Origin of the sequence: Roseivivax isoporae LMG 25204 (assembly GCF_000521865.1) — a bacterium.
GTDB lineage: Bacteria > Pseudomonadota > Alphaproteobacteria > Rhodobacterales > Rhodobacteraceae > Roseivivax > Roseivivax isoporae.
In genome coordinates, this window is record NZ_JAME01000009.1 from 12,657 (window position 1) to 32,820 (window position 20,164).

Here is a 20,164-nt window from a genome sequence, read left to right on the forward strand (position 1 = left end):
ACCCTTGGGGGCCATGCATCAACCCGTGGTCCCGTGTCCGGCGCGATCCCGGGGTCGGTCGCGCGCCCCTCACGACGCGGACCCCCCCGACGAGATCAGCCAGGCCGCGCCGCCCGCCACGGCGATGGCGGCGCCGATGAAGCCGAGCAGCATCAGGAGGCCATCGCCGAAGAGCATGGCGAGCCCGAAGAGCGCGATCACGATCATCGGTCCCGACGTGGCGAAGGGCACGATCTCCAGGGGCGGCACGGTCAGCAACAGGCCCAGGATCACGATGCAGGCGGCCCGCCGCCCGGCGGGACCGGCGAAGCGCGACATCCGGCGGTGCAGCCGTGCGTCGATCCGCGAGGAAACGGGCTTCAGCCATTCCATCGACGTGATCACGCGGTTCGAGTTCAGGCTGCGCCGCCTGAGCCAGCGCGGGGCCCACAGGTGCTCGTAGCCGAGAAGCAGGCGCACGGTGATGATGGCGAGGGTCAGCGCAAGCAGCGTAGGGAAGCCCGGGATGCCGCCCAGCGGAGACAGCTCGATGAGCGGCAACACCGCCAGCGCCGCGCCGTAGCCGCGTTCGTCGAGGGCGTCGATCAGCTCTCCGACGCGGACGCTGTGGTCGTCCGACTGCCTGGCCGAGCGTTCGAGTTCGCTGATGACCTCGGTCAGCGCGCCGCCACGTTCGTTCATCGGGCACCTCCATGCCGCGCCAACCATCGGGGGGCCGCGGTGTTCCCGGGCGCGTGCAGACCGAGGGACGGTTCCGGAGCCCCGCGGGCGCGCGGGTTCACCCGGCCACCTTGCGCGTGGACGGGGAAGGTCCGTTCCGGTCGTCGTTCTGCGACATCACCCAGTTCCGGATGGCGATCTTCAACCTGGCATGGGCGAGAAGGCGGTCGAGAAGCCACGCCTCCACCTCGGCCTGCGACCGGCAGGGGCGCGGGCTGGCGATCGCCTCCTTGAGGACCGCCTCGACGAGGCGATCCGCGACGTCGTGATCGTCCACATAGAGACGCGCCCGCAGGCGCAGCAGCGGCACGGCCGCGGTGACGTCGATGTCCGAGATGAGGCCGGTGGGGTCAGTCACGTCGCCTCCTGTGACCGGGATGTGGGTTCGGCGTTGTGACCTCCAACAACGGCGGGCTGCAGGCTTCGTTCCCGTGCGCGTGCCCGCTCGGCGGGAAGGTGCCGAGCGGGCCCGCTGCCGGTAAGGGCGGAGGCGGCCGGTTCCCGCGGCGTCCGGGACCTTCTTCGCAGGCTGCAATGCGGAAAATAAGCCGAGCCGAGGCTAAGAATCCCGGGTCCGGATCGCCACGTGTTGTCGCAGCACGATAGCGGCAGGAACGGACACGGAATGAACAGCACGCGGAGCTCCGGGAGCCCGATCGAAGCGGGCTACTTCGAGCTCTCGGACAGGTCGAACATCCGCCTCCTGGCGGCGGTCCTCGATGCCTGCGAGAAGAACAACGTGGACAGGGCGACCGCCGAAGCGGTGGCCGTCGACAGCCTCTCCATCTTCAAGCGCGGGTCCCGAGGGCCCTGAGCGGCGCCGGCGGCGCGCGCCCGTCTGTCATGGCCGCCGTTAACGGAATGTTATCCTGCGCCCGTATCTAGTCGGTCGCGGGCACACGGACCGCGACGTCGATGAAATGCCCGTCGAAGAGGCTTGTGCCTCGCAAAAATGCTCAACTTCTGATTGATATGATCCGGGCTGCGGGTCCATCCTCGTGACCATCGTGCAAGGACCCGGCATCCGAGGAGGACGACATGGTGACGACGACGGTGGGGACGGACGAGGCTGACATCCTGCGCGGACGGGGCATCGATGTCATCGATGGCGCAGGCGGCGACGACACGATCCGCGGCTACGCGCACCGCGACACGCTGCTCGGCGGCGAGGGCGACGACTACATCGTGACGGGTGCCGGTCCGGACGTGGCCCATGGCGGGCCCGGCAACGACCGGATCATCGACGACTACACCTCGGGCGTCGAGATCCTCCGCGGCGGCACGGGCGACGACCTGATCCGCTCGCTCAGCGGCGCGGCCCTGGGCCCGTTCGGGGAGCGCACCGAGTGGTGGATGTTCGGCGATGACGGCGACGACACGGTGATGGCCGGCGAGGGCGGGATCGGCCACCTCTTCGGCGGGGCGGGCGAGGACACGCTCGTGCTGAATTCCTACGGCGCCGGCGAGGCGCACGGCGGCGCGGGCGACGACCGCATCTATTCCGACGAACGCCACCGCGTCAACGGCGAGGCGGACATCGAGGGCAAGTACGCCCCCGGGGGCGAGGCGATCATCGACGGCGGCACCGGCAACGACCGCATGTGGGGTTCCTACCCGAACCGCGACGTCTTCGTCTTCGAGGAGGGGGACGGGCGCGACGTGATCCGCAATTTCGGCGACCGAAACATCGTCGGCGACGTGATCGACCTGCGGTCCTTCAACCTCGGCATGACCGCAGAGGAGGTGTTCGACACCTATGGTCACGACCAGGGCGACCGCGTGGTGCTGAACCTCGGCCCGGAGAACACGATCATCATCTACGCCGCGCCCTACGACGACGGCTCGAACCTGGTGGCCTCGATCATCGACGGGCTTTGGGTCTAGCGGGACCGCGTCCCGGCGGTCCGCGCGCGGGCCGCCGGGGCGTCTCGCCGCGACAGCGGAAGCGTCGGGTGTGGACACGGGCCGGGCGCTACTCCGGCTTCCGGCAGAGGGGACACTATGCCATCCCCGGCGTCCCTCTCGGCTGGCAGGTTAGGATGGTCTCCCTGGGTGTCTGCTTTCCACGCCGCCGTGCCCAATGGCGATTCTAACACACACCATTATTCGCAACCAAGTCGCGCTTGGGTTGAGTGGCGCAAAGTTTACCGGTTCCGGGCGGGCCGGGTGTGCAAGGGGGCAGAACCCGATGTCCCTCTGCGGGTGAGGACGACCATGGGCGCGGGCGTGGCGTCGTTCTGCGTCTCGTGCTGCACCGAGGTCCGGCCGAAGATTTCGGTGCCGCGAAGGCCGGACCCGTAAACGCAGCCATGACGGTGGTCCACGGCGTCGCGTTCCATGTCGTGGTGGACATGACCTTGCCGAACGCCGAGGCGGGCGAGGCGCTCCGAGGGACCCAGAAGCCCACCATCAGGATGTCGCCGGGACGCCCGCCGGCCACCGGGGCCCGGCGGGCGCCCTTGGGATCAGCTCGATCCTTCGGGCGTGATGCGTACCAGCTGGCCGTTCTCGAAGTCGGTGATCGCCAGCACGCTGCCGTCCGCGTCGACCGCCACGTCGCGCACGCGGCCGAGCTCGAACAGCAGGCGTTCCTCGGCCGCGACGCGGCCATCCTCGAGCTCGAGCCGGACGATGCCGCCGGGCGTCAGCGATCCGACCAGCAGGTCGCCCTGCCATTCGGGGAAGGCATCGCCTTCGTAGCGGACCATCCCGGCCGGTGCGATGACCGGGTCCCAGAAGTAGACGGGCTGTTCCATGCCTTCCTGCTGCGCGGCGCCGTCGGCCACGGTGGAGCCGTCGTAGTTCTCGCCGTAGGTAATGACGGGCCAGCCGTAGTTCGCGCCGGGCTCGACCATGTTCAGCTCGTCGCCGCCCGCGGGCCCGTGCTCGATGACCCAAAGCGTGCCGTCGATCATCTCGGCGCCCTGGATGTTGCGGTGGCCATAGGACCAGATCGACTCGACCGCGCCGTCCTCGCCGACGAAGGGATTGTCCTGCGGCACCTCGCCGTCCAGCGTCAGCCGGATGGTCTTTCCGTAAGTCTTGTCGAGATCCTGCGCGTACTGGCGGTAGCGCTCGGTGAAGTGCTCGCCCGTGGTGACGTAGACGTGCCCGTCATCGTCGAAAAGGACGCGGCTGCCGAAATGCATGGGCGCGGTCGCGCCAGGTTCCTGCACGAAGATGTCGGTGACGTCCTCGATGGCGCCCATGTCCTCGGAGAGCGTCGCGTAGGCCGCAGCGGTGGCCGACTGGCCGTCGCCCACGGGCTTGGCATAGGTCATGTAGATGCGGCGGCTCTCGGCGAAGTCGGGCGACAGCGCCACGTCGAGCAGACCGCCCTGCCGTTCGGCCACAACCTCGGGCACGCCCGAGATCGGGTCGGAGAGCGTTCCGTCCATGGCGACATGGCGCAGCCGCCCGGGCCGCTCGGTCACCAGGTAGCCGGCCTCGTCCGGCAGCACGGCGATGCCCCACGGGTGCACCAGATCGCCGGCGAGAACCTCGTCGGCGGGATCGACGCCGCTGTCCTCGAGCGGCGCGCGGAACTGCCACGGATGGGCGGGGGGAATGTCGGTGTTGCGCGGGCCGCGCTCGAAATCCTGCGCGAAAGCCGCGCCGCCGCACAGCGTGGTCGCTGCGGCGAGAAGCGTCGTCGTCGGGCGGTGCATCGATCGGTGCATGGGGTCTCCCTCTCGGTCGGTGTCGAGAGACTAACGAGCCCGCCCCGCGGGACGTTTCATCACAAGGTGGTCAGTCCCGGGCGCGCACGTGCGGCGCCCGGGACGGCAGCGTCAGAGCAGCGCCTTGACCTTTTCCGCGATCGCCTCGGCGGTGATGCCGAAATGCGCGTAGAGGTCGCCCTCGGGGGCCGAGGCGCCGAAGCTGTCCATGCCGACGAAGTCGGCCTTGTTCGGCCGGCCGCGCTCGCCCGTGAGCCAGCGGTCCCAGCCCATGCGGCAGCCCGCCTCGATGGCGACCCGCACCGGACCCGCGGGCAGCACGCGCTTGCGGTAGGCCTCGTCCTGCGCCGCGAAGAGCTCCATGCACGGCATCGACACGACCCGCGTGCCCACGCCCCACTTCTGCAGCGCCTCGCGGGCGGCGAGGGCGATCGCCACCTCCGAGCCCGTGGCCATCAGGATCGCCTGCCTCTTGCCCTCGGCCTCGGCCAGCACGTAGGCGCCCTGTTCCACGAGGTTCTTCGACTTGTGGGTGGTGCGCACGGTGGGCAGGCCCTGCCGGCTCAGTGCCAGCACAGAGGGCCGCGTGGTCTGTGTCGCCGCGATTTCCCAGGCCTCGGCGGTCTCGACGGTGTCCGCGGGACGGAAGACCAGCATGTTGGGCGTCGCGCGGCTGATCGCCAGGTGCTCGACCGGCTGGTGCGTCGGCCCGTCCTCGCCGAGCCCGATCGAATCGTGCGTCATCACGAAGACGGTCGGCACCTTCTGCAGCGCCGCGAGCCGCATGGCGGGGCGGGCATAGTCGGTGAAGCACATGAACGTGCCGCCATAGGGACGGATGCCGCCGTGCAGCGCCATGCCGTTCATCGCCGCGGCCATGCCGTGCTCGCGGATCCCGTAGTAGAGGTAGCGGCCCTTGCGGTTCTCGATGTCGAAGACGCCGAGATCGGGCGTCAGCGTGTTGTTCGACCCGGTCAGGTCGGCCGAGCCGCCGAAGGTCTCGGGCAGGATCGGGTTCAGAACCTCGAGCACCATCTCGGACGATTTCCGCGTGGCGACCTTGGGCGCGGTCTCGGCCACCTGCTTCTTCAGCGCCTTGATGGTGGCCGGCAGCTTCTTGGGCGCGGTCCCGTCCATGGTGCGCGTGAACTCGGCCTGCCGCGTCGCGGAGGCCTCGGCCAGCCGCGATTCCCAGGCCTCGCGTTCGGCCGCGCCGCGCTGTCCGGCCTCTTCCCACCAGGACTTGATCTCTGCGGGCACCTCGAACGGGCCCCAGGTCCAGCCATAGGCGGCCTTGGCGTCCTTGAGCTGCTGCGCGTCGGTCAGCGCGCCGTGACCCTTGGAGGTGTCCTGCGCGGCATGCCCGAGCGCGATGTGCGTGCGGCACGCGATCATCGAGGGCCGGGGATCGGCCTTGGCGGCGACGATCGCGGCGTCGATGGCCTCGGGGTCGTGGCCGTCGATTTCCTGCACGTGCCAGCCCGCCGCCTCGAAGCGCTTGGGCTGGTCGGTGCGGTCGGCGATGTCGACCTTGCCGTCGATGGTGATGGCATTGTTGTCCCAGAACGCGATGAGGCGCGACAGCTTCTGCCGCCCGGCGAGGGTGATCGCCTCCTGGCTCACGCCTTCCATCAGGCAGCCGTCACCGGCGATCACGTAGGTGAAGTGATCGACCAGCTTGCGACCGAAGCGCGCGCGCAGCGATTCCTCGGCGATGGCGAACCCCACCGACATGGCGATTCCCTGTCCGAGCGGGCCGGTCGTGCATTCGATGCCGCGGGCAAGGAAGTTCTCGGGATGGCCCGCGGTCCGCGCGCCGAGCTGCCGGAAGTTGCGGATTTCCTGCAGGGTGATCTCGGGATCGCCCGACAGGTAGAGCAGCGCGTAGAGCAGCATCGAGCCGTGGCCCGCCGACAGGATGAACCGGTCGCGGTCATGCCAGTCGGGATGTGCGGCGTCGTATTTCAGGTGACGCGACCAGAGTACGGTGGCCACGTCCGCCATGCCCATGGGCATGCCGGAATGGCCCGATTTCGCCTCGGCCACGGCATCGAGCGTCAGGGTCCGGATGGCTGCCGCCCGCATCCAGTGGTCGGGTGCGCGGGCTTTCAGGGCTTCGATATCCACGTCCTGCGGTCCTTCCTCGGGGTGATGTCCTGTCCGCTCTTAACAGCGTGCCCGCGAAGATCAAGCGCGGCCCATAAAGCCTTGACAGTCAAGGAGGCGCGCATTTGCATCGGCGCACCGGAATACGGCGCGGAACGGATGCCGGCGATTCGCCGCGGCCGGGGCGGGCAGGCGGCCTGCCGCGGTTGCCAATCGCGGGCGGATCGGGCAGGCACCTGGGGGTGCCGCCGGCCGGCGCCGGGCACGAGGCGACCGTTCGGCGCCGCAACGAAAGGGTGGGCCATGACCGAGATCGACGAGCTTGAACGGCGCATCGCGGCGGCGCTGGACCGCATCGCGCGCGGCGTCGAGGCGATCGAGCGTCCCGCACCCGAGCCTCCGGCCGAACCCGAGGCCGCGACGGCGGACACCGTCGATCCCGAGGCGCACGCGGCGCTCGCCACCGCGCTCGAGGACGAGCGGCTCGCCAATGCGCAACTCGAGGAACGGGTGCGCGCGCTGCACGACCGCCAGGAACGCCAGGTCGCCGACCTGCGCGCGCAGGTGACCGAGGGGCGCGAGAGCCTCGCCGCGCTCGAGGCGGAGCTGCAGCAGATGCGCCGCGCCCACGAGACCCTGCGCGAGGCCAATGCCGAGCTGACCCGCGCGCTGGCCGAGGGCGCGCCCTCGGGCACGCTGATCGACGCGGCGCTCGCCGCCGAGCTCGAGAGCCTGCGCGCCGAGCGCGCGGTCGAGACCGCCGAGACCCGCGCGGTCCTCTCGGCGCTGGAGCCGCTCCTGGCCGAGGCCGCCGCCACTCAGGAAGGGGAGACCGCCTGATGCCAGAAATCGACGTCCGCATCGGCGGCCGCACCTTCACCGTCGCCTGCCACGAGGGCGAGGAGGAGTACCTGCGCACCGCGGCCGGCATGCTCGATGCCGAGGCGCAGGTCCTCGTCGACCAGCTGGGGCGCGTGCCCGAGGCGCGGATGCTGCTCATGGCGGGCCTCATGCTCGCCGACAAGACCGCAGGCCTCGAGGAGCGCCTGCGCGAGGCCGAGACCCGCGAGGCGGAGCTGGGCGCACGGATCGCAGCGGCCGAGGCCGAGACCGAGTCGCTGCGCCAGCGTCCCGAACCCGAGCCGCGCCGCGTCGAGGTGCCGGTGATCCCCGCGGGTGTGACCGAGACGCTGGCCGAGCTCGCCGCGCGGGCCGAGGCCATCGCGGCCGACGTCGAGGACAAGGCGGCCGGCTGAGCCGCACCGCCCCGCCGAAACGAGAAGACGCCGCGCGGCATCCCCGCGCGGCGTCTTTCCGTGTTACGTGTCAGCAGTGGCGCGACGCGATCAGCCGTTCGCTTCGCGGATCTTCTCGGCGGCCTGCTTGTCGTAGGCCACGCCGTTCTGCTCGAAAAGCTGGTCGAGCTCGCCCGACAGCGTCATCTCGGTGATGATGTCGCAGCCGCCCACGAACTCGCCCTTGACGTAGAGCTGCGGGATCGTCGGCCAGTCGGAATAGTCCTTGATGCCCTGCCGGATGTCCTCGTCCGCCAGCACGTTCACGTCGGTGTAGTCCACGCCCATGTAGTTGAGCACGCCCGCGACGCGCGAGGAGAAGCCGCATTGCGGCATCGTCTTCGTGCCCTTCATGTACAGCACGACGTCGGCGGATTTCACGGTCTCTTCGATTCGGGACTTTGCGTCGGTGGTGGTCATGTCTGGTCTCCGTCTTCGGGTCTCGGGCGCGTGGCCGTTCCCGGGATGTGTGCGTGGATGTGTCGCCTCGTCCGGCCCGGGCCACGTGCGCCGGGGCGCGGATGCCGGCGCCTCAGTCGGGCGCCTTGGTGGTCAGGGCCAGCGCGTGCAGTTCGCCTTGCGCGCCGTCCATCTTGCCCTTGAGCGCCGCGTAGACGGCGCGTTGCTGCTGCACGCGGTTCTGGCCGCGAAAGCTCTCGTCGATCACCTCGGCGGCGTAGTGGTTTCCGTCGCCGGCGAGATCGGTGATGGTGATCCGGGCCTGCGGAAAGGCCTCGCGGATCAGCGCCTCGATTTCCTGCGCCTCGATCGCCATGGTGGGAACGCTCCGTCCTGGTCCAGTCGAAGATGTATGACAGCCCCGCCGCGCGCACAAGGGAGTGACCCCCGCGCGGATCCGTCACGCGGCAAGGTCGACCCAGACCGGCACGTGGTCCGACGGCTTCTCCCGGCCGCGCTCGTCGCGCATGATGCCCACGTCCGTCATCAGGTCCGCGGCCTGCGGCGTCAGCAGCAGGTGGTCGATGCGGATGCCGTCGTTCTTGTCCCAGGCGCCCGCCTGGTAATCCCAGAAGCTGTAATGCCCGGGTCCCTCGACGCGGGCGCGGAACGCCTCGGTGAAACCCATGTTCAGGATCCGTCGGAAGGCCGCGCGGCTCTCGGGCAGGAACAGCGCGTCCTTTTCCCACGCGGCGGGGCGGGCGGCATCCTCGCGCTGGGGGATGACATTGTAGTCCCCGGCCATGACCGCCGGCATCTCGGCTGCCAGCAGCGCCGCGGCCCGCGCCGCGAGCCGGTCCATCCAGTCGAGCTTGTAGCCGTACTTGCCGGTCCGCTGGGGCGCGCCGTCGGCGCCGAAATCCACCGGGTTGCCGTTCGGCAGGTAGAGCCCGCAGACCCTGACCGCGTGGCTGTCGCCCATCACGGTGGCCTCGATCCAGCGCGCCTGGTCGTCGCCCTCGCCGCCCGGCAGGCCGCGCACCACGTCCTCGAGCGGGCGCTTCGACAGGATGGCGACGCCGTTGAACCCCTTCTGGCCGTGCGTCTCGACGTTGTAGCCGAGACCCTCGATCGTGTCGCGGGGGAACGCCTCGTCCACCGACTTGATCTCCTGCAGGAGCACCACGTCGGGCGACTCGCGCTCGAGCCAGTCGACAAGCGCGCCGATCCGCGCCTTGACGCCGTTGATGTTCCAGGTGGCGATGCGCATGGCCCTGTCCCCCGCGTGCTGTGCCTCGCCGCTCTATGGCGCGGGGAAGGGGGGCAAGGCAAGGCGGCGTCCCGGACGCCGCCCCGGCCCGATCACATGGAGAAGCTGGTACCGCAGCCGCAGGAACTGGCCACGTTCGGGTTCTCGATCACGAAACGCGCGCCGATCAGTTCTTCGGTGAAGTCGATGACCGCGTTCTCGAGGAAGGGCAGGGACACCTCGTCGACCACGACCTTCTGGCCTTGGCCCTCGAGCACGAGGTCGCCGTCGCCGGGCGCGTCGAGCCGGATGTCGTACTGGAAGCCAGAGCAGCCGCCGCCCTCGACCGCGACGCGCAGCGCCTGGCCCTGGTCGCCCGCGCCGATCTCGGCAAGGCGGGCGAACGCTCGGTCGGTGACTTTCGGCGGCAGTTGCATGGCTGAACACTCCGGATCGCGGGCGATGGTCCGGCGCCGCTGGGGGTCGCGCCGGGGCGCGGGCGGTTTCCATCGCGCCGATCCGAATATATGAAGCTCGCGAAGCGGCGACAAGGACACGAGGCTCATGCGCGCCCCCCATGCCTGCACCCCCGCCGCATCGCGCGGGCGGCGACACCCCGAGGAGGAGAGCGCCTTCCGGTCCTGTTTCCAGCGGGACCGCGACAGGATCATCCACGCCTCTGCCTTCCGGCGGCTAAAGCACAAGACGCAGGTTTTCGTCGAGCACGAAGGCGATTTCTTCCGCACGCGGCTGACCCACTCGATCGAGGTGGCGCAGGTGGCGCGCACGATCTCGAACGCGCTCGGCCTCGACACCGACCTGACCGAGGCGGTGGCGCTGGCCCACGACCTCGGGCACACGCCCTTCGGCCATACCGGCGAGGACGCGCTGAACGCGCTGATGGCGCCCTACGGCGGTTTCGACCACAACGCGCAGACGATCCGCATCGTCACCGCGCTCGAACGCCATTACGCGGACTTCGACGGGCTGAACCTGACCTGGGACACGCTCGAGGGCATCGCAAAGCACAACGGCCCGGTGACCGGCGACGTGCCCTACGCGCTGGCTGAATATGACGCGGTGCACGACCTCGAGCTTTCGACCCATGCGAGCGCCGAGGCGCAGGTGGCGGCGCTGGCCGACGACATCGCCTACAACAACCACGACCTCCATGACGGCCTGCGCGCGGGCCTCTTCACCGAGGACGACATCGCGGGCCTGCCGGTGGTCAGCGCCGCCTATGCCGAGGTGGACGCGACGTGGCCGGGCCTCGATCCGCACCGCCGCCGGCACGAGGCGCTGCGCCGCGTCTTCGGCGCCATGGTGGCCGACGTGATCGACACCTCCCGTGCGCGGCTCGACGCGGCCGGCGCGGAGGGTCCCGACGACATCCGCGGGCTCGGCCGGCCGGTCATCGCCTTCTCGGACGGCATGTGGTCCGACCTGCGCCAGATCCGCCGCTTCCTCTTCGACCGGATGTACCGCGCGCCGAGCGTCATGGCGCAGCGCGCGCGCGTGACCACGGTGGTGAACGAGCTCTTCCCGATCTACCTCGACCAGCCCGAACACCTGCCGCGCCGCTGGCAGGAGGACATCGCAGCCGCTGCCGACCGGCCCGCGCTCGCGCGTCTCGTGGCCGATTACGTGGCCGGCATGACCGACCGCTTCGCGCTGCAATCGCATGCCCGGCTGACCGGGGTGGACGTGCTGGCCGACCTCACCTGACCGCGATCGCGCCCGCGCCGCTGTGCTTTTTGTGGCGCAGCGCCCCGTGCCCGCATCCGGGGGACTAGCAGCCGCCGCGCGGTGTATTAGCTCTCGCGGATCACGATTGCAGGAGTGCGGTAGAGATGGCCACCGGGACGGAGGGCGCGCTGGCGCCGGTGTTGGGTTTTGCTCTGGTCGGAGCGCTTGGCGTCGGGTCGCAATGGCTGGCGTGGCGGCTCCGGATGCCGGCGATCGTGCTGATGCTGGCAGCGGGCCTGATCGTGGGCCCGGGGCTCGGCATCCTCGATCCCGGGCGCGATTTCGGCGACCTCCTGCAGCCCATGGTGGCCATCGCGGTGGCGATCATCCTCTTCGAGGGCGGGCTCTCGCTGCATTGGGGCAGCCTCGCGGGTGCGGCGACCGGGGTCACGCGGCTCGTGGTGATCGGCGCGCCCCTCGGCTGGCTCGCCTCGGCGCTGGCGCTGCACTACGCCGCGGGCCTGTCCTGGGCGACCTCGGCGGTCTTCGGCGGCATCATGATCGTCACCGGCCCCACGGTCATCGCGCCGCTCCTGCGGCAGGCGCGCCTGCGCCGACGACCGGCCGCACTCCTGCAATGGGAGGCGATCGTGAACGACCCGGTGGGCGCGCTCGCGGCGGTGCTGGCCTTCGAGATCGTCATCGTGCTCGAGACCGCGACCGGCGCGGGGACCGCCGCGCTGGACCTCGTGGTGGGCGTGGTGATCGCCTCGGTCCTGGGCCTCGCCGCCGGATGGGGCGCCGCGCGCGCCTTCGCCCGCGGGATGGTGCCCGAATACATGAAGGTGCCGGTGCTCTTCGCGCTCGTGCTGGGCGTCTTCGCGCTGTCCGACGCGGTCCTGCACGAATCGGGGCTGCTCGCCGTGACGCTGATGGGGCTCCTCATCGCGAACGTCGAGCTGCCGTCCTATGTCGAGCTCCGCCGCTTCAAGGAACACGCGACCGTCCTCCTGGTCTCGGGCGTGTTCATCCTGCTGGCCGCCGACATGGACCGCGCGACGCTGGCGAGCCTCGACCTGAACGCGCTGCTCTTCGTGCTGGCGACGGTGCTGCTGGCACGTCCTGCGGCGGTGCTGACCGCGCTTGCCTTCTCGGACGTGCCGTGGCGCGAGCGGCTGCTCGTCGCCTTCACCGGCCCGCGCGGCGTGGTGCTCGTGGCGGTCGCCGGGCTCTTCGGTGCCCGCCTCGCCGAGATCGGCGTCGAGGACGGTGCGGCCATGCCGCCCCTGGCTTTCGCGCTGGTGGCCGCGACCGTGGTGTTGCACGGCTTCACGCTGCGGCCCCTCGCGCAACTCCTCGGCCTGACGGCGGCGGACCGGCCGGGTGTCCTGATCGTCGGCGGCTCGCCCTGGTCGGTGGCGCTGGCGCAGGCGCTGACGCGGCTCGACCTGCCGGTGATGATCGCCGATCCCAACCACGCCCACCTCCGCAGCGCGCGCGAGGCGGGCATCGAGACGTTCTTCGGCGATGTCCTGTCCGAGGAGGCCGAGCACAGGCTCGACCTCGTGCGCTACGAGCAGGTGATCGCGGCGACCGACAACGACGCCTACAACACGCTCGTGACCACCGACCTCGCCCCCGAATTCGGCCGCGAGAAGGTGTTCCAGCTCAAGCGGGTGCGCGACGGGTCGAGCCGCCACGCGCTGCCCGCGACGCTTGGCGGACGCGGGCTCGGCCCCGACGACAGCTTCGGCGAGGCGGTGGCCCGGATCGAGAGCGGCTGGGAATTCCGGGCGACGCGGCTGTCGTCCGAGTTCTCGCTGAAGGACTGGCGCGAGGCCAACCCTGAGGCCATCCCGGTGGCGGACCTGTCCGAGGGAGGCACCCTGCGGTTCCTCGAGCCGCGCGACGAGCCGCGCGACGTCGAGGGGCTGCGGCTCGTCGCGCTGACGCCCAAGCGGCCGGAGCGGCGCGAGCGCGGGGAAAGGCGTCCGACCGCCTGAGCCGCGTTCAGTCTTCGAAAAGCTCGCTCTGGCCGCTGTCGGGTTCCTCGGCGGCGTCCTCGTCGGGCCCGGTCGGCGCGCCGAGGCCGGGCGCCGGGCGGCTTTCCAGCAGGCCCGCGGCGCGCAGCTCCTTGAGCCCCGGCAGGTCGCGCGCGCTCTCGAGCCCGAAATGGTCGAGGAAGGTCTCGGTCACGACGAAGGTCACCGGCCGGCCCGGCGTCATCTTGCGGCGGCCGAACCGGATCCACTCCATCTCGATCAGCTGGTCGACGGTGCCGCGGCTCACGCTCACGCCGCGGATCTCCTCGATCTCGGCGCGCGTCACGGGCTGGTGGTAGGCGATGATGGCGAGCGTCTCGATCGCCGCGCGGCTGAGCTTGCGGGTCTCGACGGTTTCCTCGCGCATGAGGAAGCCGAGGTCGGGCGCCGTGCGGATCGCCCAGCCGTCGCCCACGCGCACAACCCGTACGCCGCGGCCCTCGTAACGCTTCTGCAGGTGCACCAGCGCCTCGGCCGCGTCGCAGCCATGCGGCATCCGGTCGTTGAGCGCGCGCGCGGTCATCGGCGTGGCCGAGGCAAAGAGCATCGCCTCGACCATGCGCTCCTGTTCCGCCATCACGGGCGCGGCAAAGAGGCTCTCGCGCGGGCGTTCCGTGCCCGCGTCGCCGGTGTCTTCGGGGTCGCTCACGTCGGCCGCTCCCGGTCGGTGCGCCGGATCTCGATGGGCGCGAAGGTCTCGGACTGCCGGATCTGCGCGCGGCCCTCCTTCACCAGCTCGAGCGATGCGGCAAAGGTCGCGGCGGTGGCCGAGCGGCGCATCACCGGGTCGCCGCCCCAGCCCTCGGGCAGGTAGGAGGCGATGTCGGTCCACATGCCGGCAAAGCCGATCATGCCCCGCATCCGTTCGAGCGCCTGTTCCATGGTGTAGACCCGGTCGCGGTCCATCACGAAGGGCCGGAACTCGTCGCGCGTGCGGATGCGCGCATAGGCCTGCATGAGGTCGAGCAGCGTCGCTGTGTAGCTGACGCGCTTCACCCGCTCCATGCGTTCGGGCAGTCCGCGGGCAAAGATGTCGCGCCCGAGCCGGTCCCGTCCCATGAGCCGCGCCGCCACCTCGCGCATGGCCTGCAGCCGCTCGAGCTGGAAGGCGAGGTGCGCCGCCATCTCCTCGCCCGAGGGGCCTTCCTCCTCGGGGTCGGGGGGCAGCAGGAGCCGCGACTTGAGGAACGCGAGCCATGCCGCCATCACGAGGTAGTCGGCGGCGAGCTCGATCCGCAGGTCGCGCGCCTTTTCCACGAAGTCGAGATATTGCCGGGCAAGGTGCAGGACCGAGATCCTGCGCAGGTCCACCTTCTGGGTGCGCGAGAGCGTCAGGAGAAGGTCGAGCGGCCCCTCGAAGCCGTCGACGTCGACGATCAGCGCCTCGGCTTCGAGACGCTCGGCCACGCTCGGATGCGCGACCACCCTGTCCTGATCCGGTTTGGTCATCACGCGGGCCCGCGGGGAAGCCCTTTCAACTGGGCAGCCAGCGCGTCGATGTCAACCTCCGGGGCAGGGCGGCGCGCCGCCAGCGCGGCCAGCGCGCGCACATGTGCCTCGGGCGTCATGGCGCCCACGCGGTCGGTCAGCGCCTGCATCTCCGCGAGGTCGCCGTTGCAGTGCAGGACCGCGTCGCAACCCGCCGCCAGGCTCGCCGCGCCGCGGTCGGCCACGTCGCCCGACAGCGCCTGCATCGAGATGTCGTCGGTCATCACGAGGCCGGTGAACCCGATGTCCTGCCGGATCGCGCGCATCATGCGCGCCGACACGGTGGCGGCCGCCTCGGGATCGAAGGCCTCGAAGACGAGATGCGCGGTCATCCCGAGCGGCAGGCCGGCAAACGGCCGGAACGCGGCGAAATCGACCCGCTGCAGCTCCTCGGCCGCGGCGGATATGCGCGGCAGGTCGTGGTGGCTGTCGAGATCGGCGAGCCCGTGTCCCGGCATGTGCTTCACCACCGGCAGGACGCCGCCTTCGGTCAGACCCGCCGCGACGGCTCGGCCGATCTCGACCACCCGCGCCACGTCCTCGCCGTAGCAGCGGTTGCGCAGGAAGCGGTGCGTGCCCGGCCGCGCAACGTCGAGCATCGGCGCGCAGTTGCCGTCGATCCCGTAGGACCTGAGTTCCGCCGCGATGATGCGGTAGCGCAGCTGCATGGCGCGGGGCGCCGCGGCGCCGTATTCCGCCACCTGGTCGAGCGGCGCCGGCCAGTCCCGCGCGAGCGGCGGGCGCAGGCGCTGCACCCGGCCGCCTTCCTGGTCGACGAAGATCGGCGCGTCGCGCCCGACGCTGGCGCGCAGCTCGGCCGTCAGCGCGCGCAGCTGGTCCCCGTCCGCGATGTTGCGCGCGAAGAGGATGAAGCCGAAGGGATTGGCCGACGCAAAGAGCCGCTTCTCGTCGTCCGAAAGCGCAGGGCCCGCGCAGCCGAGGATGGTGGCGCCGAACCGGTCCCCGGTCACCGGGTCACCACCGGGATGCAGTCGGCCTTTTCGGCGACGAAGGCCGCGCAGAACCGCCGCGCGTCCGACAGGTCGTCGAAGCCGTGCGCCCGCAGCCGGTAGAAGGTCTTGCCCCCCGACGACGCGCGCTCGATCACCCGCGCCTTGTCCTCGAGGTAGTCGCCGAACCGCGTGTCGAGCCGTGCCCACTCGGCGCGCGCCGTCTCGGGGCTGTCGAAGGCGCCGAGCTGCACGAGCCGGGTCCCGCCCTCGAGCGTGTCGGCCGCGATCTCGCGGGTCTCGGGTGCGGGCGGCATGGGGGCGGCGGCCGCACGGGCGGGCCGGCTCAGCGTCGCCGGGCGCACCGAGGGACGGCGCGAGACCGCGACACCCGGGACGCTCGCGGGGATCACCTCGAAGGCGGGCGTCGCCGCGTTCTGCACGTCGGCCAGGACCGCGTTGATGACATCGTCGGTATCGGTCGGGAGGTCCGCAGCATCCTCCTCCGTCTCGGCCAGGTCGGACAGGGGGGCGGTTCCGGCGGCCAGCTGGTCGGCGAGCGCATGCAGCGCGGCCTCGGCATCGCCGGTCTCCTCGGTCAGTTCGGCGAGCGAGGGCAGGGGGGCCTGGACCACCGGGCGCGGCACGGTCTCGACCGGCACGATCTCCGAACGGGCCACGTCCTCGTCGGAAAGCTCGGTCACGAGCGGCGCGAGCCTCAGTGTGTCGGCAGGGGCCGCGGCCAGCCCGGTGCCCGGCACCGCGTTCACCGACAGACCCTGGTGGTCGGCCAGTTCGCCGCCCGGCTGTTCGGGCGCGATGCGCATCGGGCCCTCGGCGGCAACCACGACCGGCACCCCCGAGACGTCGCGCAGCACGAGCTTGGTGCCCCAGACGCCCACGCCGATCAGCAGCGCGAGCGACATCGCCGCGCCGGCATAGTTCGTCCACGTCGCGATCGTCCGCGCGTGCCCGGACTCCGGACCGGATCCGTCGTAATAGGTTTCCGCCATGCCTGCCTCGCCTGTCATCGGCCGGGGCGGGTCCTTCGGGGACCGTCGTCCGCGCCGCCGGTGGTCTGCTCTGCTCGTCTCGACACCGGCGGACGCATTTTATGAGTCAGCGCATCTCTTCGACCGGTGCGACGCCAAGGATACCAAGACCGGCCGAAATGACAACCGACACGGCGCGCGCCAGCGCGATTTTCGCCGCGCTCGTGGCAGGCTGGTCCTCCTGCAGGAAGCGCAGCTCCGGCTGGTCGTTGCCGCGGTTCCACAGCGCGTGGAAGTCTGAGGCGAGGTCGTAGAGGAAGAACGCGACACGGTGCGGCTCGTGGCCCTTGGCGGCGATCTCGACGAGGCGCGGCCATTCGGCGAGCTTCTTGGCCACCGCCAGTTCCGCCTCGTGGTCGAGTTGGGCGACATCGGCCCCGGCGAGGGCCGTGTCCGACACGTCGAGCCCTGCGTCGCGGGCCTTGCGCAGGACCGAATGTACCCGTGCATGCGCGTATTGCACGTAGAAGACCGGGTTCTCCTTCGACTGCTCCAGCACCTTGCCGAAGTCGAAGTCGAGCGGCGCGTCGTTCTTGCGCGTCAGCATGACGAAGCGCGTGACGTCGGGCCCGACCTCGTCGACCACGTCGCGCAGCGTGACGAAGGTGCCCGCGCGCTTCGACATCTTGAACGGCTCGCCGTCCTTGTAGAGCTTCACCAGCTGGCAGAGCTTGATGTCGAGCGGCACGCGGCCGTCCGACAGCGCCGACACCGCCGCCTTCATCCGCTTGACGTATCCGCCGTGGTCGGCGCCGAACACGTCGATGAGCGCGTCGTAGCCGCGGCTGACCTTGTCCCAGTGATAGGCGATGTCGGGGGCGAAATAGGTCCAGGCGCCGTCCGACTTCATGATCGGCCGGTCCACGTCGTCGCCGTGCGCGGTCGAGCGGAACAGCGTCTGCTCGCGCGGCTCCCAGTCCTCGGGCGTCTTGCCCTTGGGCGGCTCGAGCGTGCCGCGATAGATCAGGTCCTTGGATTTCAGCGTGTCGATGGCGCTCTCGATGCGGCCCGTGCCGTAGAGCGACTTCTCGGAAAAGAAGTGGTCCATCCGCACGCCGAGGAGCTTCAGGTCCTCGCGGATCAGTTCCATCATCGCGTCGGTGGCGAAGCTGCGCACCGCCTCGAGCCATTCGGCCTCGGGCTTGCCCATGTAGGCGTCGCCGACCTCGGCCTTGAGCGCCTCGCCGACCGCGATCAGGTACTCGCCCGGATAGGTCCCGTCGGCGAACTCCACCTCCTGGCCGTGGGCCTCGAGGTAGCGCAGGTAGACCGACCGCGCGAGCACGTCGACCTGCGCACCGCCGTCGTTGATGTAGTATTCGCGCGTCACGTCCCAGCCGGCGAAGTCGAGCAGGCTCGCAAGCGCGTCGCCGAAGACCGCGCCGCGGGTGTGGCCCACGTGCAAAGGCCCCGTCGGGTTCGCCGAGACGTATTCGACGTTGACCTTGCGGCCGCCCCCCATGGTCGAGCGCCCGTAGCCGGTGCCCGCCGCGATCACCGCGCGCGGTACCTCCTGCCAGACCGACGTCTCGAGCCGCAGGTTGATGAAGCCCGGGCCCGCCACCTCGGCCGAGGCCACGCGCGGGTCGGCCGCAAGCCGCGGCGCCAGCGCCTCGGCGATGTCGCGGGGTTTCTTGCCCGCGGGTTTCGCGAGCACCATGGCGGCGTTCGTCGCCATGTCGCCGTGCCCCGCGTCGCGGGGCGGCTCGACCGTCACCGGCCCGAGGTCAAGCCCTCCGGGCAGGATCCCGTCCGCCTGCATCCCGCCGATGGCGGACGCCACCAGCGCACCGATATCGGTGAAGAGAGTCATGCTGTCACCTGTCGCTTGTCGACCGGCCTCTTACCACTCGGGTGGCCGGGGTCAATTCCGGCCGGCCGGGACAGGCGGGCAGGGAGCGGCCTCAGCCGCCGGTGTGGCTCATGTGGCGCGACACCCGCCCGTCGACCGACTGGCGCGAATAGTCGAAGTCGTGGCCCTTGGGCTTGCGCGCGATCGCCGCGCGGATCGCCTGCTCGAGCGGCACGTTGCTGCCCGGGTTGTTGCGCAGCGGCGCACGCAGGTCGGCATTGTCCTCCTGCCCGAGGCACATGAACAGCTCGCCCGTGCAGGTCAGCCGCACGCGGTTGCAGCTTTCGCAGAAATTGTGGGTCAGCGGCGTGATGAAGCCGATCTTCTGCCCGGTCTCCTCGATCCGGACATAGCGGGCGGGTCCACCCGTGCGCTCGGCGAGGTCGGTCAGCGTGTAGTGCTGCCCGAGCCGTGCGCGCAGGTCCGAGAGTTTCCAGTACTGGCCCAGCCGATCCTCGTTGCCGATGTCGCCCATGGGCATGACCTCGATCCAGGTCAGGTCCATGCCGCGCTCGGCGCACCATTCGGTGAGCGTGAACAGCTCGTCCTCGTTGAAGCCCTTCAGCGCCACGGTGTTGATCTTGATCCGGAGGCCCGCGCGCTGCGCCGCGTCGATGCCGCGCATCACCTGCGGCAGCCGGCCCCAGCGGGTGATGTCCGCGAACTTCTTCTCGTCGAGCGTGTCGAGCGAGACGTTCACCCGGCGCACGCCCGCGGCATAGAGGTCGTCCGCGAACTTCTCGAGCTGCGAGCCGTTCGTGGTCAGCGTCAGCTCCTCGAGATCGCCCGCCTCGAGATGGCGGGTCATGGCGCGGAAAAAGGTCATGATCTCGCGGCGCACCAGTGGCTCGCCCCCGGTGATGCGCAGCTTGCGCACCCCGAGCCCCACGAAGGTCGAGCACATCCGGTCGAGCTCCTCGAGCGTCAGCAGCTCCTTCTTGGGCAGGAACGACATGTTTTCTGACATGCAGTAGACGCAGCGGAAGTCGCACCGGTCGGTGACCGATACCCTGAGATAGCTGATCGGGCGCTGGAACGGGTCGATGAGCGGCGTGTTCATTCCGAGAAGCTAGTAATTCCCGGGCCGAGGGGCAAGTATCGGGACGAGGAACGAGACAGGACAAAGGTCTGAACAGACATGCGCCTTACGAACGCCGGCCTGATGGTCGCCGCCCTATCGCTCGCCGCCTGCGCCGACATGCGCGACCGCTTCGGCGGACAGCAGGAACCCGCCGCGACCGCGACCGCCCCCGAGGCCGGCACCGCCGCCACGCCCGACACGCGCTTCCCGTCGCCCACCGCGCGCACGGTCGAGGATTTCGACGTCACCACGGCGGAGGAACGGCAAGAGGCCGCCGCGGCCCCGGCGCCGGGCGGCGAGCGGAACCTTGGCAGCACCGTCGCCTCGCTGGGCGATCCGGCGCAGGGAGGTTTCTGGCTCGAGACACCGCTCGTCACCACCGCGACGCAGGGCCGGGTCGTGTATCCGGCGACGGGGAAGTCCGCGCAGGTGGAGCTTCGCCCGATCGAGGGCGCGGCCACCGCCGGCAGCCGCATCTCGCTGGCCGCCATGCGGCTGATCGAGGCGCCGCTCACGGACCTTCCGACCGTCGAGGTCTACGCCGGCGGCTGAGCGCCGCGACGG

At 70.5% G+C, this 20,164-nt stretch carries 21 protein-coding genes; 7 read left to right on the forward strand and 14 right to left on the reverse strand.

What is annotated here, in order from left to right; translation table 11 throughout:
* Positions 1-69: 69 nt before the first annotated feature.
* Complete coding sequence (locus tag RISW2_RS07430; protein ID WP_043768659.1) at positions 70-681, reverse strand: exopolysaccharide biosynthesis protein; 612 nt, start codon at positions 679-681, stop codon at positions 70-72.
* Positions 682-778: 97 nt separating this feature from the next.
* Positions 779-1,078: a hypothetical protein gene (locus tag RISW2_RS07435; protein ID WP_043768661.1), complete on the reverse strand. Its 300-nt coding sequence runs from the start codon at positions 1,076-1,078 to the stop codon at positions 779-781.
* Positions 1,079-1,345: 267 nt separating this feature from the next.
* On the opposite strand from RISW2_RS07435, the gene RISW2_RS07440 reads away from it, so the two are divergent.
* Both RISW2_RS07440 and RISW2_RS07445 read left to right on the forward strand, forming a co-directional pair.
* Positions 1,346-1,534 carry a hypothetical protein gene (locus RISW2_RS07440; RefSeq protein ID WP_043768664.1) on the forward strand — a complete coding sequence of 63 codons (189 nt, stop codon included), beginning with the start codon at positions 1,346-1,348 and terminating at the stop codon, positions 1,532-1,534.
* Between the two features lie 224 nt (positions 1,535-1,758).
* Positions 1,759-2,604 carry a calcium-binding protein gene (locus RISW2_RS07445; RefSeq protein ID WP_043768666.1) on the forward strand — a complete coding sequence of 282 codons (846 nt, stop codon included), beginning with the start codon at positions 1,759-1,761 and terminating at the stop codon, positions 2,602-2,604.
* A gap of 581 nt (positions 2,605-3,185) precedes the next feature.
* Here the strand turns inward: RISW2_RS07445 and RISW2_RS07450 are convergent.
* Complete coding sequence (locus RISW2_RS07450) at positions 3,186-4,400, reverse strand: PQQ-dependent sugar dehydrogenase (protein WP_425277786.1); 1,215 nt, start codon at positions 4,398-4,400, stop codon at positions 3,186-3,188.
* Between the two features lie 111 nt (positions 4,401-4,511).
* Positions 4,512-6,527, reverse strand: a complete 2,016-nt coding sequence (gene tkt / locus RISW2_RS07455) for a transketolase (RefSeq protein ID WP_043768671.1) — start codon at positions 6,525-6,527, stop codon at positions 4,512-4,514.
* A gap of 282 nt (positions 6,528-6,809) precedes the next feature.
* Between tkt and RISW2_RS07460 the strand changes: the two genes are divergently transcribed.
* Positions 6,810-7,346: a hypothetical protein gene (locus RISW2_RS07460; protein ID WP_043768674.1), complete on the forward strand. Its 537-nt coding sequence runs from the start codon at positions 6,810-6,812 to the stop codon at positions 7,344-7,346.
* Positions 7,346-7,762: a cell division protein ZapA gene (locus RISW2_RS07465; protein ID WP_043768676.1), complete on the forward strand. Its 417-nt coding sequence runs from the start codon at positions 7,346-7,348 to the stop codon at positions 7,760-7,762. Before RISW2_RS07460 ends, RISW2_RS07465 begins: the two co-directional genes overlap by 1 nt.
* 90 nt (positions 7,763-7,852) lie before the next feature.
* Here RISW2_RS07465 and grxD read toward each other — a convergent pair whose 3' ends face one another.
* From grxD to RISW2_RS07485, 4 genes are all read right to left on the reverse strand, one after another.
* Positions 7,853-8,221, reverse strand: coding sequence for a Grx4 family monothiol glutaredoxin (grxD, locus tag RISW2_RS07470; protein WP_043768682.1), 369 nt, complete (start codon positions 8,219-8,221; stop codon positions 7,853-7,855).
* 112 nt (positions 8,222-8,333) lie between these two features.
* Entirely contained in the window at positions 8,334-8,576 is a 243-nt protein-coding gene (locus tag RISW2_RS07475) for a BolA/IbaG family iron-sulfur metabolism protein (protein WP_043768684.1), read from the reverse strand.
* Between the two features lie 84 nt (positions 8,577-8,660).
* The gene (gene xth / locus RISW2_RS07480) at positions 8,661-9,470 is read right to left on the reverse strand and encodes an exodeoxyribonuclease III (protein ID WP_043768686.1); all 810 of its coding nucleotides are present in this window, start codon (positions 9,468-9,470) and stop codon (positions 8,661-8,663) included.
* A gap of 92 nt (positions 9,471-9,562) precedes the next feature.
* The gene (locus RISW2_RS07485; protein ID WP_043768688.1) at positions 9,563-9,886 is read right to left on the reverse strand and encodes a HesB/IscA family protein; all 324 of its coding nucleotides are present in this window, start codon (positions 9,884-9,886) and stop codon (positions 9,563-9,565) included.
* Between the two features lie 127 nt (positions 9,887-10,013).
* Between RISW2_RS07485 and RISW2_RS07490 the strand changes: the two genes are divergently transcribed.
* Both RISW2_RS07490 and RISW2_RS07495 read left to right on the forward strand, forming a co-directional pair.
* Entirely contained in the window at positions 10,014-11,174 is a 1,161-nt protein-coding gene (locus tag RISW2_RS07490) for a deoxyguanosinetriphosphate triphosphohydrolase (protein ID WP_043768689.1), read from the forward strand.
* A 125-nt stretch (positions 11,175-11,299) separates the two neighbouring features.
* Positions 11,300-13,138 carry a cation:proton antiporter gene (locus RISW2_RS07495; RefSeq protein ID WP_043768691.1) on the forward strand — a complete coding sequence of 613 codons (1,839 nt, stop codon included), beginning with the start codon at positions 11,300-11,302 and terminating at the stop codon, positions 13,136-13,138.
* A gap of 7 nt (positions 13,139-13,145) precedes the next feature.
* Here RISW2_RS07495 and scpB read toward each other — a convergent pair whose 3' ends face one another.
* From scpB to moaA, 6 genes are all read right to left on the reverse strand, one after another.
* Positions 13,146-13,826, reverse strand: a complete 681-nt coding sequence (gene scpB / locus RISW2_RS07500; RefSeq protein WP_043768693.1) for an SMC-Scp complex subunit ScpB — start codon at positions 13,824-13,826, stop codon at positions 13,146-13,148.
* On the reverse strand, positions 13,823-14,626 hold the full coding sequence (locus RISW2_RS07505; RefSeq protein WP_043768695.1) for a segregation and condensation protein A: 804 nt from the start codon (positions 14,624-14,626) through the stop codon (positions 13,823-13,825). Before RISW2_RS07505 ends, scpB begins: the two co-directional genes overlap by 4 nt.
* Entirely contained in the window at positions 14,626-15,636 is a 1,011-nt protein-coding gene (locus RISW2_RS07510) for a glycoside hydrolase family 3 N-terminal domain-containing protein (RefSeq protein WP_043768697.1), read from the reverse strand. Before RISW2_RS07510 ends, RISW2_RS07505 begins: the two co-directional genes overlap by 1 nt.
* Positions 15,633-16,646: an SPOR domain-containing protein gene (locus RISW2_RS07515; protein ID WP_244437525.1), complete on the reverse strand. Its 1,014-nt coding sequence runs from the start codon at positions 16,644-16,646 to the stop codon at positions 15,633-15,635. The genes RISW2_RS07510 and RISW2_RS07515 overlap by 4 nt, the downstream gene beginning before the upstream one ends.
* 88 nt (positions 16,647-16,734) lie before the next feature.
* On the reverse strand, positions 16,735-18,480 hold the full coding sequence (gene argS, locus RISW2_RS07520) for an arginine--tRNA ligase (RefSeq protein WP_043768701.1): 1,746 nt from the start codon (positions 18,478-18,480) through the stop codon (positions 16,735-16,737).
* Positions 18,481-18,571: 91 nt separating this feature from the next.
* Positions 18,572-19,579 (reverse strand): GTP 3',8-cyclase MoaA, encoded by a 1,008-nt coding sequence (gene moaA, locus RISW2_RS07525; protein WP_043768703.1) that lies wholly within the window; start codon positions 19,577-19,579, stop codon positions 18,572-18,574.
* A gap of 78 nt (positions 19,580-19,657) precedes the next feature.
* Here moaA and RISW2_RS07530 point away from each other — a divergent pair, with 78 nt between their 5' ends.
* Positions 19,658-20,152, forward strand: a complete 495-nt coding sequence (locus RISW2_RS07530; protein ID WP_043768706.1) for a hypothetical protein — start codon at positions 19,658-19,660, stop codon at positions 20,150-20,152.
* The last annotated feature ends 12 nt before the right edge of the window (positions 20,153-20,164 follow it).